The organism is Acinetobacter seifertii (genome assembly GCF_000368065.1).
GTDB lineage: Bacteria > Pseudomonadota > Gammaproteobacteria > Pseudomonadales > Moraxellaceae > Acinetobacter > Acinetobacter seifertii.
The window spans coordinates 446,498-459,329 of sequence record NZ_KB851203.1 but is presented as its reverse complement, the minus strand read 5'-3'; the positions used below and the strand labels follow the sequence as shown (position 1 = coordinate 459,329).

Annotated in this window: 21 protein-coding genes and 2 pseudogenes; 4 read left to right on the top strand and 19 right to left on the bottom strand. The window is 41.8% G+C overall.

Annotated elements, in window-relative coordinates; all coding sequences use genetic code 11:
* From rplR to F985_RS22195, 19 genes and pseudogenes are all read right to left on the bottom strand, one after another.
* A complete protein-coding gene (gene rplR / locus F985_RS22285; RefSeq protein WP_002049741.1) occupies positions 1-351 on the bottom strand; it encodes a 50S ribosomal protein L18 in 351 nt (116 codons plus the stop codon).
* A 14-nt stretch (positions 352-365) separates the two neighbouring features.
* The gene (gene rplF / locus F985_RS22280) at positions 366-899 is read right to left on the bottom strand and encodes a 50S ribosomal protein L6 (RefSeq protein WP_004705382.1); all 534 of its coding nucleotides are present in this window, start codon (positions 897-899) and stop codon (positions 366-368) included.
* Between the two features lie 13 nt (positions 900-912).
* Complete coding sequence (rpsH, locus tag F985_RS22275; RefSeq protein ID WP_002049732.1) at positions 913-1,308, bottom strand: 30S ribosomal protein S8; 396 nt, start codon at positions 1,306-1,308, stop codon at positions 913-915.
* Between the two features lie 11 nt (positions 1,309-1,319).
* Positions 1,320-1,625: a 30S ribosomal protein S14 gene (gene rpsN / locus F985_RS22270; protein ID WP_001074624.1), complete on the bottom strand. Its 306-nt coding sequence runs from the start codon at positions 1,623-1,625 to the stop codon at positions 1,320-1,322.
* A gap of 9 nt (positions 1,626-1,634) precedes the next feature.
* Positions 1,635-2,171: a 50S ribosomal protein L5 gene (gene rplE, locus F985_RS22265; protein ID WP_004705381.1), complete on the bottom strand. Its 537-nt coding sequence runs from the start codon at positions 2,169-2,171 to the stop codon at positions 1,635-1,637.
* Positions 2,172-2,186: 15 nt separating this feature from the next.
* Entirely contained in the window at positions 2,187-2,504 is a 318-nt protein-coding gene (rplX, locus tag F985_RS22260) for a 50S ribosomal protein L24 (RefSeq protein ID WP_002049703.1), read from the bottom strand.
* Between the two features lie 9 nt (positions 2,505-2,513).
* Positions 2,514-2,882 (bottom strand): 50S ribosomal protein L14, encoded by a 369-nt coding sequence (gene rplN, locus F985_RS22255; protein ID WP_001982634.1) that lies wholly within the window; start codon positions 2,880-2,882, stop codon positions 2,514-2,516.
* A 92-nt stretch (positions 2,883-2,974) separates the two neighbouring features.
* Entirely contained in the window at positions 2,975-3,232 is a 258-nt protein-coding gene (gene rpsQ / locus F985_RS22250) for a 30S ribosomal protein S17 (protein WP_001291845.1), read from the bottom strand.
* Complete coding sequence (gene rpmC, locus F985_RS22245) at positions 3,229-3,426, bottom strand: 50S ribosomal protein L29 (RefSeq protein WP_000849927.1); 198 nt, start codon at positions 3,424-3,426, stop codon at positions 3,229-3,231. The genes rpsQ and rpmC overlap by 4 nt, the downstream gene beginning before the upstream one ends.
* A complete protein-coding gene (gene rplP, locus F985_RS22240) occupies positions 3,426-3,839 on the bottom strand; it encodes a 50S ribosomal protein L16 (RefSeq protein WP_002049688.1) in 414 nt (137 codons plus the stop codon). Before rplP ends, rpmC begins: the two co-directional genes overlap by 1 nt.
* Positions 3,779-4,595: pseudogene (gene rpsC / locus F985_RS22235) on the bottom strand (30S ribosomal protein S3). Before rpsC ends, rplP begins: the two are co-directional and overlap by 61 nt.
* Position 4,596: 1 nt before the next feature.
* Positions 4,597-4,926, bottom strand: a complete 330-nt coding sequence (gene rplV, locus F985_RS22230; RefSeq protein ID WP_001982638.1) for a 50S ribosomal protein L22 — start codon at positions 4,924-4,926, stop codon at positions 4,597-4,599.
* 11 nt (positions 4,927-4,937) lie between these two features.
* Positions 4,938-5,213: a 30S ribosomal protein S19 gene (gene rpsS / locus F985_RS22225; RefSeq protein WP_001138119.1), complete on the bottom strand. Its 276-nt coding sequence runs from the start codon at positions 5,211-5,213 to the stop codon at positions 4,938-4,940.
* A 13-nt stretch (positions 5,214-5,226) separates the two neighbouring features.
* Positions 5,227-6,051: a 50S ribosomal protein L2 gene (gene rplB, locus F985_RS22220; protein ID WP_004705377.1), complete on the bottom strand. Its 825-nt coding sequence runs from the start codon at positions 6,049-6,051 to the stop codon at positions 5,227-5,229.
* Between the two features lie 11 nt (positions 6,052-6,062).
* Positions 6,063-6,383, bottom strand: coding sequence for a 50S ribosomal protein L23 (gene rplW / locus F985_RS22215; RefSeq protein WP_003653662.1), 321 nt, complete (start codon positions 6,381-6,383; stop codon positions 6,063-6,065).
* Positions 6,380-6,982: a 50S ribosomal protein L4 gene (rplD, locus tag F985_RS22210; protein WP_002049755.1), complete on the bottom strand. Its 603-nt coding sequence runs from the start codon at positions 6,980-6,982 to the stop codon at positions 6,380-6,382. Before rplD ends, rplW begins: the two co-directional genes overlap by 4 nt.
* 11 nt (positions 6,983-6,993) lie before the next feature.
* Positions 6,994-7,632, bottom strand: a complete 639-nt coding sequence (rplC, locus tag F985_RS22205) for a 50S ribosomal protein L3 (protein ID WP_002117051.1) — start codon at positions 7,630-7,632, stop codon at positions 6,994-6,996.
* Between the two features lie 57 nt (positions 7,633-7,689).
* A complete protein-coding gene (rpsJ, locus tag F985_RS22200; protein ID WP_000070912.1) occupies positions 7,690-8,001 on the bottom strand; it encodes a 30S ribosomal protein S10 in 312 nt (103 codons plus the stop codon).
* Positions 8,002-8,242: 241 nt separating this feature from the next.
* The gene (locus tag F985_RS22195) at positions 8,243-8,971 is read right to left on the bottom strand and encodes a type 1 glutamine amidotransferase (RefSeq protein WP_004705375.1); all 729 of its coding nucleotides are present in this window, start codon (positions 8,969-8,971) and stop codon (positions 8,243-8,245) included.
* Between the two features lie 168 nt (positions 8,972-9,139).
* On the opposite strand from F985_RS22195, the gene F985_RS22190 reads away from it, so the two are divergent.
* The 4 genes and pseudogenes from F985_RS22190 (at position 9,140) to F985_RS22180 (ending at position 12,815) form a co-directional block, all read left to right on the top strand.
* Positions 9,140-10,330, top strand: a complete 1,191-nt coding sequence (locus tag F985_RS22190; protein ID WP_004705372.1) for a PLP-dependent transferase — start codon at positions 9,140-9,142, stop codon at positions 10,328-10,330.
* 43 nt (positions 10,331-10,373) lie between these two features.
* Complete coding sequence (locus F985_RS22185) at positions 10,374-11,909, top strand: helicase HerA-like domain-containing protein (RefSeq protein ID WP_004705371.1); 1,536 nt, start codon at positions 10,374-10,376, stop codon at positions 11,907-11,909.
* Positions 11,897-12,027 (top strand): annotated as a pseudogene (locus F985_RS26360) (hypothetical protein). Before F985_RS22185 ends, F985_RS26360 begins: the two are co-directional and overlap by 13 nt.
* 23 nt (positions 12,028-12,050) lie before the next feature.
* A complete protein-coding gene (locus tag F985_RS22180; protein WP_004705368.1) occupies positions 12,051-12,815 on the top strand; it encodes a globin domain-containing protein in 765 nt (254 codons plus the stop codon).
* Positions 12,816-12,832: the final 17 nt, after the last annotated feature.

Genomic DNA, 12,832 nt, shown 5'->3' with positions numbered 1-12,832 from the left:
TTAGAACTCCAAGCCGTTTTCACGAGCAGCATCAGCCAAGGCTTTGATACGACCATGATATTTAAAACCAGAACGGTCAAATGCAACTTTAGTTACACCAGCTGCTTTCGCACGCTCTGCGATTAAAGCACCTACTTTAGTAGCTGCATCTACATTACCTGTAGTACCGCTACGTAAAGATGCATCCAAAGTTGAAGCTTGCGCTAAAACTTTGCCACCATCTGCTGAAATAACTTGAGCATAGATGTGACGCGGAGTGCGGTTTACACACAAACGAGTCGCACCCAATGCACGAATGTGCAAGCGTGTGCTTTTCGCACGACGCAAACGGGATTGTTTCTTTTCGTTCATAAGAACCTCGCGCCTTATTTCTTCTTAGCTTCTTTACGAAGAATGACTTCATCCGAATAACGAACACCTTTACCTTTATATGGTTCAGGAGCACGGTATGCACGGATTTCTGCCGCTACTTGACCTAACAACTGCTTGTTTGCTGATTTCAAAATGATTTCAGTAGCAGTTGGAGTTTCCGCTGTTACACCTTCTGGTAAAGCGTAGTCAATTGGGTGTGAGTAACCAAGGTTAAGGTTTACAACAGTACCTTTAACCGCAGCTTTATAACCAACACCAACTAGCTGCAACTTACGTTCGAAGCCTTCGCTAACACCTTTTACAAGGTTGTTCAATACAGCGCGAGCAGTACCAGCTTGCATCCAAGCATCTTTCGATTCTTTAACTGGAGCAAGTTGAAGTTTACCTTCTTCCTGTTTTAGCTCGACCAGCGCATGCAGGTTGAAAGACAATGTACCTTTAGTGCCTTTCACTTCGACCTGCCGGCCGTTCTGAGTAACTGCTACACCATTAGGTACAGTTACTGGGGCTTTAGCCACACGAGACATGAGGAATCACCTATTAAGAAACAAAAGCAATAACTTCACCACCAACGCCCGCAGCACGTGCAGCGCGATCAGTCATGATGCCTTTGCTTGTAGAAACAATTGCAATACCTAAACCTTGCTTAACGCTTGGAAGTTTATCTTTACCACGGTATTGGCGAAGACCTGGACGGCTTACGCGCTTAACCATTTCGATAACTGGTTTGCCTTCGAAATATTTTAAAGTAATAGTCAAAGTAGATTTTGTCTCTTCTTGAGCAACTTCTACATTTGAAATATAACCTTCTTGTTGAAGTACGTTTGCAATAGCAACTTTCAACTTAGAAGAAGGCATAGAAACAGTTTGTTTCTTAGCCATTTGTGCGTTACGAACACGTGTTAGCATGTCGGCAACGGTATCTTGCATACTCATTTAGTCGCTCCTTACCAGCTTGCCTTAACAACGCCTGGTACATCACCTTGCATTACTGTGTCACGTAGTTTGTTACGGCTTAAACCGAACTTACGGAAGTAACCATGAGGACGACCAGTTAAACCACAACGGTTACGAAGACGTACCGGAGATGCATTACGCGGCAATGCTTGTAACTTTAACATCGCTTCGAAACGCTCTTCGTCGCTAGCATTTACGTTTGCAATTGTAGCTTTTAATTCAGCACGTTTTGCAGCGTATTTAGCAACAGTTTTTTCGCGTTTCAATTCGCGATTAATCATACCTTTCTTAGCCATATCGACCTCTTATTTGAACGGGAAGCCGAATGCACGCATAAGCGCACGGCCTTCGTCATCGGTGCGAGCAGTCGTAGTAATGGTAATATCCATACCACGAATACGATCAATCTTATCGAAATCGATTTCAGGGAAAACGATTTGCTCTTTCAAACCCATTGAGTAGTTACCACGACCATCAAATGATTTCGCAGAGAAACCACGGAAGTCACGGATACGAGGGATTGCGATAGAGATCAAACGGTCCAAGAATTCGTACATTTGGTCGCCACGTAAAGTAACTTTACAGCCAATCGGCCAACCATCACGGATTTTGAAACCTGCGATAGATTTACGAGCAAGTGTAATTACTGGTTTTTGACCAGCAATTAATTGCATGTCGACTACAGCGCCATCTAATAATTTCTTATCAGTTGCAGCTGCGCCTACACCCATGTTTAGGGTAATTTTTGTGATGCGTGGAATTTCCATCACGTTCTTAATGCTAAGTTCTTCTTTTAACTTTGCTTTAAGTTCATCATTGTAACGTGCTTTAAGTCTGGCCATTGCCTTTTCAACCTATTACTTCGCTACCGCCACTGATTCACCATTTGATTTATAAACGCGAGTTTTCACGCCATCAATCACTTGGTAACCAACACGGTCAGCCTTCTGGGTTGTAGCATTTAAAATTGCCACGTTTGAAATATGAAGCGAAGCTTCTTGAGTAACTACACCGCCTTCAGCGCCAGTTACACGATTCGGCTTTTGATGCTTCTTCACTAAGTTAAGGCCTTCAACCTTAACGCGGTCTTCAGAAACAGACAATACAGTACCCTGTTTGCCTTTTTCTTTACCTGCGATCACGATAACTTGATCGCCTTTTTTAATCTTAGCCATGATTGCCTCTTATAGAACTTCAGGAGCCAATGAAATGATTTTCATGAACTGTTCAGTACGAAGTTCACGAGTCACTGGTCCGAAGATACGAGTAGCAATCGGAGCTTTGTTGTTGTTCAAGATAACTGCAGCATTATCATCAAAACGGATCACAGAACCATCTGGACGACGAATGCCGAATTTAGTACGAACTACAACCGCATTCATCACGTCACCTTTTTTAACACGTGCGCGTGGGATTGCTTCTTTTACAGTAACTTTAATAATGTCGCCAACAGAAGCATAACGACGATGTGAACCACCAAGTACTTTAATACATTGTACGCGGCGAGCACCACTGTTGTCTGCTACGTCGAGCATAGTTTCGGTTTGAATCATTGCCCTACTCCAAAACCGAGCATCACCGGTCACAATTTCGAAAGGCTCAAAGAGTACTCGAAATTGACCGATGATGCAACAAGAACGTCGAATTACTCAGCAGCTGCTTCAACTACTTCCACTAAAGTCCAAGCTTTAGTTTTAGAAATTGGGCGGCTTTCTTTAATGGTTACAACATCGCCAATTTTAGCAACGTTGTTCTCATCATGAGCGTGTAACTTAGTTGAACGGCGAATTGACTTGCCATACAACGGGTGTTGAACGCGGCGTTCAATAAGAACAACAATAGATTTATCCATTTTGTCACTTACGACTTTGCCGGTTAACGTGCGGACTGTTTTTTCACTCATTGTCCGTTCCCCTGTTTTTCGGTAAGGAGTGTCTTAATACGAGCAATTGTCTTACGAGCAATTTGCACTTCGTGCGATTTACCCAACTGACCAGTTGCTTTCGCCATACGAAGACGGAATTGGTTAAGCTGTTGCTCATCAAGCAAAGCTTTCAACTCTTCTACCGATTTTTCACGTAGATCTTTAGTTTTCATTACATTACCGTCCGAGTCACGATAGTGGTTTTAAACGGAAGCTTAGCAGCAGCTAAAGCAAATGCTTCACGCGCTAATTCTTCGTTCACACCTTCAATTTCGTACAGGATCTTACCTGGTTGGATCTGGCAAACCCAGTATTCCACGCTACCCTTACCTTTACCCATACGCACTTCAAGAGGCTTTTGAGTAATTGGTTTATCCGGGAATACGCGAATAAAGATTTTACCACCACGCTTAATACGGCGGCTAATAGTACGACGTGCAGCTTCAATCTGACGCGCAGTCATACGACCACGTTCAGTTGCTTTAATTGCAATCGAACCAAATGATACTGTACTACCACGATGCGCTAGACCAGTGTTACGGCCTTTGTGCACTTTACGGAATTTGGTACGTTTAGGTTGCAACATGGATTATTCTCCCTTGTCAGCAGCACGGTCACCGCGACGACCACGACGCTCTTGACCTTCACCACGACCACGACCACGTTTAGCTGGACGATCTTCAGCAGGAGCAGGGTTCATGACTTGTTTCATGCCACCTAAGATCTCGCCACGGAAAATCCAAACTTTAACACCAATCGTACCGTAAGTTGTTTCTGCACGCATAGTTGCATAGTCAATGTCTGCACGTAATGTATGCAAAGGTACACGACCTTCACGATACCATTCTGTACGAGCAATCTCTGCACCACCTAAACGGCCAGACACTTCAACTTTGATACCTTTAGCACCAGCACGCATAGTGTTTTGAACCGCACGCTTCATAGCACGACGGAACATAACACGCTTTTCTAATTGAGAAGCAATTGCTTCAGCAACTAAACGCGCATCTAAGTCTGGGCGATCAATTTCGTTGATACTTACTTGCGCTGGAACACCCATAATGCTGGTAAGTTCGCGCTGTAATTTCTCAATATCTTCGCCTTTTTTACCGATTACGATACCAGGACGAGCTGTGCTAATAGTTACTTTAGCAGCGCCTGATGGACGTTCGATAAGAATATTGCTTACCATCGCATTCTTAAGTTTTTTAGTTAAAAACTCACGAACTTGAAGATCTTTAAGCAAGTATTCAGCGTATTGTTTCGGATTCGCATACCAGTTAGCGTTATGACGTTTCACAACACCTAGGCGGATACCGATTGGATGAACCTTCTGACCCATATCAAACCCCTACCTTAACGGTGATGTGACAAGTACGCTTAGTAATACGATCTGCACGGCCTTTAGCACGTGGCATAATACGTTTAAGGCTCATGCCTTCATCAACGTAAATCGTAGAAACTTTAAGATCGTCAACATCTAAACTGTTATTGTGTTCAGCGTTTGCAATCGCAGATTCCAATGCTTTTTTCACTAAAACAGCAGCTTTTTTATTGCTGAAGTTTAAAATGTTTAAAGCATGCGCAACAGATTTGCCGCGAATAAGATCTGCAACCAAACGTGCCTTTTGTGCCGAGATAGCGGCACCGCGTAATTTAGCAGTTACTTCCATCATGACACCTATTAACGTTTAGATTTCTTGTCAACACCGTGACCACGATAGGTACGAGTTGGCGCGAATTCACCGAGTTTATGACCAACCATATGCTCAGTAACAATTACTGGAACGTGATTACGACCATTATGAACAGAGATTGTTAAACCAACAAAATCTGGAAGGATCATCGAACGACGAGACCAAGTTTTAATCGGCTTGCGAGAGTTACTAGCAACAGCCGCTTCAACCTTAGCGAACAAGTGCGCATCGACGAATGGGCCTTTTTTCAGAGAACGAGGCATTAGTCAGATTCCTTTACTTGACGCGACGGTCGCGAATAATCATCTTAGTCGTACGCTTATTGGTACGTGTCTTGTACCCTTTAGCTTTTTGACCCCATGGGCTTACAGGTTGAATACCTTTGTTACGCCCTTCACCACCACCGTGCGGGTGATCAACTGGGTTCATCGCCATACCACGTACGGTAGGACGAACACCACGCCAGCGCGAAGCACCAGCTTTACCCAATGAACGAAGGTTGTTTTCTTGGTTAGAAACTTCACCAATTACAGCGCGGCATTCAACATGAATTTTACGCATTTCACCTGAACGAAGGCGAACAATTGCGTAAGAACCATCACGACCCAACAACTGAACAGAAGCACCAGCAGAACGCGCTAATTGCGCACCCTTACCAATTTTAAGTTCGATGTTATGAAGCGTAGAACCGATCGGCATGTTACGAAGTGGCAAGCAGTTACCTGGACGAATTGGAGCATCGTTACCAGATTGTACTTTATCGCCAGCACGTAAACCTTTAGGAGCAATGATATAACGACGCTCACCATCAGCATATTTCAACAAAGCAATATGTGCTGTACGGTTTGGATCGTATTCAATGCGCTCTACAACAGCTGGAATGCCGTCTTTGTTACGCTTAAAGTCAACGATACGATAGTGTTGTTTATGACCACCACCAACGTGACGAGTAGTAATGTGACCGTTGTTATTACGACCACCAGTACGTTTTTTAGCTTCAACCAACGGTGCGTAAGGAGCGCCTTTGTGAAGGTGGTCATGAACCACTTTCTCTACAAAGCGACGTCCTGGAGACGTTGGCTTACATTTTTGAATCGGCATAATTTTCGTCCTTATTCCGCTGCGCTTTCAGCGGTATCGCCCAAGTCAGCCATTTCAACATCTTGGCCGGCTTTCAGGGTGACGTATGCTTTTTTAACATCAGAACGACGTCCTAATGTTTTACCAAAGCGCTTAGTTTTACCTTTAGTAATAGTAGTGTTAACTTTAACAACTTCTACACCAAAAAGTTTTTCAACTGCTTTTTTAACTTCAAGTTTAGTAGCATTGATGTCTACTTTAAATACTTGAACGCCAACAGTATCACCTAAAACTTGTGCCTTTTCTGAGAAGACTGGTCCTTTAAGGACTTGATAGATACGTTCGTTGTTCATCCGAGTTCTACCTCAATTTTCTTAGCAGCAGCTACAGACATCACAACTTTATCAAACGCGATCAAGCTTACAGGATCGATTGCAGTTGCATCTACCACATCTACATGCGGAAGGTTGCGTGCTGCAAGATATAAGTTCTCATCTACAGCGTCAGTAACGATTAATGCACGAGCAGCATTTAAGTCGTTAAGCTTTGCAAGCAATTCTTTAGTTTTTGGAGCAGCAACAGCAAACTCTTCAACCAATACAAGACGATCTTGGCGAACAAGTTCAGCTAAGATACATTGCATTGCACCGCGGTACATCTTACGGTTTACTTTTTGAGACCAATCTTGTGGACGAGCAGCAAAAGTTTTACCACCACCAACCCAGATAGGGCTACGAATAGAACCCGCACGAGCACGACCAGTACCTTTTTGACGGAATGGCTTTTTACCACCGCCAGAAACGTCTGCACGCGATTTTTGAGCACGAGTACCTTGACGACCACCTGCTAAGTAAGCAGTAACAACTTGGTGTACAAGAGCTTCGTTAAATTCACGTCCGAAAGCAACTTCAGACAATTCAACAGCAGAGCCGGAAACAGTTTTCAAATTCACGGTATTTCCCCTCAGGCCTTGATGGTAGGACGTACAATTACGTCGCCGCCAGTTGCACCAGGAATTGCACCTTTAACAACTAAAACAGAACGTTCAGCGTCAATAGATACGATTTCAAGACCTTGTACTGTTACGCGTTCGTCACCTAAGTGACCAGCCATTTTTTTGCCTTTGAACACGCGTCCAGGAGTTTGGTTTTGACCTGTAGAACCTAATACACGGTGAGAAACTGAGTTACCGTGAGTAGCGTCTTGGGTACGGAAGTTCCAACGTTTAACACCACCTTGGAAACCTTTACCTTTTGATTGACCAGTTACGTCAACAACTTGACCAACTGTGAACAAATCAACGCCGATAGTACCACCAACTTCACGACCTTCAAGCTCAGCTTCAGTAACACGGAACTCTTTAACTAAACGACCAGCAGCAACACCAGCTTTCGCGAAGTGACCTTTCTGAGCGTTAGTTACGCGAGATTCGCGACGTTCACCAGTAGTTACTTGAACAGCTTGATAACCATCAGTTTCAAGTGTTTTGATTTGCGTAATGCGGTTTGGATCGACTTCGATGACTGTAACAGGTACAGAAACACCAGCATCTGTAAAGATGCGAGTCATACCACATTTGCGACCGACTAAACCAATAGCCATGTGCATAAACCTCTAAAAAAGCGGCCTAATTAACTAATCGTTAATTAACCGAAAGCCTTAACCCAAAGCGATCTGAACATCAACACCAGCTGCAAGATCTAATTTCATCAATGCATCAACAGTTTTATCTGTAGGTTGAACGATGTCGATCAAACGTTTGTAGGTGCGGATTTCGTACTGGTCACGCGCATCTTTGTTAACGTGCGGTGAAGTAAGAACGTTGAAGCGTTCGATGCGAGTAGGCATCGGAATTGGACCACACACTTGTGCGCCAGTACGCTTAGCGGTTTCTACGATCTCTTGAGCAGATTGATCAATCAGACGATGATCAAAAGACTTAAGACGGATACGAATTCTCTGGTTAGACATACCAGTAAACTCCAAGCCAAATATATAAAGAATCACCTTTGACGCATCTCACCCATTGGTAAGTGTCAAAGGCAGTGATAATCACTAAGGTCATGATCGATGCCACGACTGTAATGCACATTTACTACTTTCTTCGCAGTAAATGCCCTCTTATTGAGGGTCGCTCATTATAACGATTGTTTAAGTCTTATGCAATTCTCTTTTTCTATTTTTTGCTCAAATCCTGTTTTAGTTAATCATTTTAGGTATTTATTACAAATTCAATCGCTTTATTTAAAAGCTGATTACCCTGTTCAAATTTTTTTGCCTCTGAATATTCAAGCTCAGGTGTAGATTGCACATATTCCCCACTAAAAATTGAAAGTTCCTCCTCATTTTCCAAAAGAAGTTTTAGGGCTGCTGGGGTCATCTCTGGATGAAACTGAAAGCCTAGTACATTCTTTCCAATCTGGTACATTTGATTACGACAAGCATTGCTCTCAGCCAAACGTATAGCACCTTTAGGTATTTCAAATGTTTCGCTATGCCACTGCATCACATTAATTTCTTCAGGCAAAGGAAAGCTTTCCTGAGGTAAGTTTGCAACTCTTTGAACTGTCGACCATCCAAGTTCTTGATAACGATTACGGCTAACCGCTGCACCCAATGCATTTGCGATCAGTTGGCCTCCCAAGCAAAGACCTATAGCTGGCTTACCTGCCGCCAAATATCGACGTAGCCATCTTTTCTCTATTTTCAGCCATGGGTAATTTGCTTCGTCATTAACACTCATGGTTCCACCCATAACCAATAATAAATCAACTTCTTCAATTCGTGGTAAAGCTTCTATTTCAAGAGAACGATCAACTGGAAGTGCAAAAAACTCAGTAGAGCTAATAGTTGCATGATGAGCTTTTAAAAATGAGTAGCAACTTCCAAAACCTTCACCAGCAATATGTTGGAAATAGTGAACACGTAAATGCGACTTCATGCGCTTAAACCTATTGTTGTTAGAATGTTGGTTAGATCTTTGCAAAAATAAAGCCAAGTTTTTAGTGAATGTTACAGCAGTAACGAAACATCTTAGAAATAATCAAAAATCTAGCGAATAAGTAAGTTTTCTCTTAATCTAATCTTATTATTTAAAGTACAGCGCCCTATGAAAAAGCATAACAATTTTCAAACCCAACTCATTCATGCACCACGAAAAGCACCTCAGTTTATCGAGACCGTGCAACCTCCCTTATTTCGTGCATCAACTATTATTTTTAAATCAACTGCGCACCTTTTTGATCGCCATTGGACTGACCCTTATGATTATAGCTATGGGACACATGGCACACCTACCACATTCACTTTAGCCGACAATATTGCGCAAATAGAGGGTGGTTTGTACGGCTTACTTGCACCAAGTGGTTTATCTGCAATAAATATAGTTAACTCTGCTTTTTTAGGAACAGGTGATGAAGTTTGGGTACCAGACAATATATATGGTCCAAACCTAGAGCATTTAAACTATTTAAAAGCACAATATGGCATCAGGGTTAAAGTTTATAATTCAATTGATGTTTCAACTTTTCAACCTACCAAACAAACCAAGCTTTTATGGCTAGAGGCTGCAGGCTCTGTCACTATGGAGTTTCCAAATCTTAAAGAGTTAGTAAAAAAAGCAAAAGCTCAAGGTGTTTTAACAGCTTTAGATAATACTTGGGGGGCTGGACTTGCATTTAATGCTTTTGATTTTTCTAATGAACATCTATCAGTTGACTTAACTGTGCATGCACTTACCAAATATCCAAGTGGTGGTGGCGATATATTGATGGGTAGCATTGTAACTCGCGATGAAAAACTATATCACCGCCTGTTCCGTACACATGCCACTCTAGGTATTGCTATCTCAGGAGATGATGCAGCACAAGTTCAGCGTAGCCTCGCACACATGTCACTACGATATGAACAGCAATCAAATAATGCGAAAACTTTATTGGAATGGTTAAAGCAACAGCCTCAATTTGCACAAGTTCTACATCCAAGTGATAAAGCTTCCCCAGGTCATCAATATTGGCAAGAGATTTGCACTACAGATAAGAGTGCAGGATTAGTCAGTGTCATATTTAAACCTGATTATGATATTTCAGCTATACGTCGCTTTTGCGATGCTCTTAAGCTATTTAAACTTGGTTTTAGTTGGGGTGGTCCAGTTAGTCTTGTCATGCTTTATGATCTAAAAATGATGCGAAAACTTGAAAATACACATTTACAACAAGGTTTATTGGTTCGTTTGTGTATAGGTCTGGAAGATCCCCAAGATTTAATTCAAGATATCGAAAATGCGCTGAAATATTTGTAAAACGACAAGATCAACAGTGACTCACACCGAAGGATAAAAATATATGGGTACACCGATTGTTATTGCTAAAAATATTAATGACACCTCTAAAGAAATTGTTTTGCTTTCTCAATTTGCTAACCGGCATGGTTTAATTGCAGGTGCTACGGGTACAGGTAAAACAGTCACTCTAAAGGTTCTTGCAGAAAGTTTTTCTAGAATCGGTGTTCCCGTCTTTCTTGCCGACGCAAAAGGCGATGTTTCTAGCCTAGCAAAAGCTGGAGAGACTTCGGATAAATTTAATGAGCGTTTAAAGCTTCTACAAATTGATAGCGTTCCTTTTGCTGCCAATCCCGTTATTTTTTGGGATTTATTTGGGCAACAAGGCCATCCCATTCGAACCACTATTTCTGAAATTGGGCCAATTTTATTAGCACGTATACTCAATCTAAATGACACTCAAGAAGGTGTTCTATCTGCTGTTTTCCGAATTGCAGATGATCAAGGATTACTGTTAGTCGACTTTAAAGACCTAAAAGCCATGATTACTTTTGTGAGTGAACATGCAGCGGAATTTAAAGCTGAGTACGGCAACTTATCTCCAGCCAGTTTAGGAGCAATTCAGCGCAATTTGCTCGCTCTTGCCGACCAAGGTGGGGATCAGTTCTTTGGAGAGCCAGCTTTAAATATTCTGGACTTTATACAAACCGATGCTAATGGCCGCGGCTATATCAATATTCTTGCTGCTGACAAGCTAATGAATACACCCAAGCTATACGCTACTTTTTTATTATGGATGCTTTCCGAATTATTTGAACAGCTTCCAGAAGTTGGCGATATGGATAAACCAAAACTCGTGTTTTTCTTCGATGAAGCTCACTTGTTATTTGATAATGCCAGTCAAGCTTTACAACAGAAAATTGAACAAGTTGTACGTTTAATTCGCTCTAAAGGTGTTGGTATTTATTTTATTACTCAAAATCCACTTGATTTACCAGAAAGTGTTTTGGGTCAGCTTGGTAACCGCGTACAACATGCTCTACGCGCATTTACTCCGAAAGATCAAAAGGCAGTAAAAACTGCTGCAGATACGTTTCGTGCTAATCCTAATTTCAAAGTGGATGAAGCGATTACACAGCTAGCGGTAGGTGAAGCCCTCATTAGTTGCCTAGATGAACAAGGTACTCCACAAATTGTAGAGCGTGGCTGGGTGATGCCCCCCTACTCCTCTTTTACACCCATTACACCTGAAGAACGGAAAACCCTAATTTCCCAAAGTATTATTGCTGGTGTCTATGAACAAGTTGTAGACCGTGAGAGCGCTTATGAAATGCTCCAAAATAAAGTTGCTGAACGTGAGCAGCAAAAACAGGATGCTGAGCTTGCCAAAGAGCAAGAAGCTTTAGCGAAGCAACAAGCCAAGGAACAAGAACGTTTAGCACGAGAACAGCAAAAGGAAGAAGAACGTGCTGCAAAAGAACGAGCAAAACTAACTCAAGATATAGTGGGAACTTTTGCAAAAAGCGCTGCACGCACTTTAGGCGGCAGTACAGGACAGAAATTAGTACGCGGATTACTTGGCTCATTATTTGGAAAATAGACCATTTAAATCAGCACTTTATTTTAAGGGATTTTATATCCCTTAAATTTTTTATGGTTTTATTAAGAAAACTATTGCGATTAATTTTTATAAGATGTATTTTAAATACATCTTATAAAGCCAGATAATTAAGGTCTAGCCATGACTCCACAACAAATTGAACTCGTAAAATCTACTGTACCTGTATTGCGTGAACACGGCGTTACACTGACTACATACTTTTATAAGCGGATGTTAAATAACAGTCCTGAATTAAAAAATGTTTTTAACCTAGATGACCAGACAAGCTTACGCCAACCTCGCGCCCTCGCAGCAGCAGTACTCGCATATGCTGAAAATATTGAAAATCCTACAGTGCTTGCCAAAGCAGTTGAGCGTATTACCACTAAGCACGTAAGTTTAGATATTCAACCAGATCAATATGCAATTGTTGGAGACAACTTACTTCATTCAATTAGTGAAGTTTTAAATGTTCCATTTGAGTCAGAACTGATTGAAGCGTGGAAACAAGCTTACTTACAGTTAGCAGATATTTTAATTGGCGTTGAAAAACAAAAATATGAACAGCTTGAAAGCTTAAAAGGTGGATGGGCTGGCTGGCGTTCATTTGAAATTACACAAATTGACCCACTTGAGTCTGGCAAGCGCTTTACGTTAAAAGCGACTGATCATGAAGATGTACTGACTAGCCCAGCCGATGCTTTTATTTCTGTAAAAGTACAAGTTCCTGAGCAACAACTTGAGCAACCTAAAGCATTTAAATTTACCGAAGCTCAGGAAAATAATGCGTACCACTTTGAGGTGCAGCCAGAAGAAAATCATACTGAATTTTCCGTTGCTAATATTTTACTTGAGCACTATAGAGTTGGTGATCAAGTACAAGTTTCAGCTCCTTTAACGCTCTAATATAAAAAGCGTCAGCC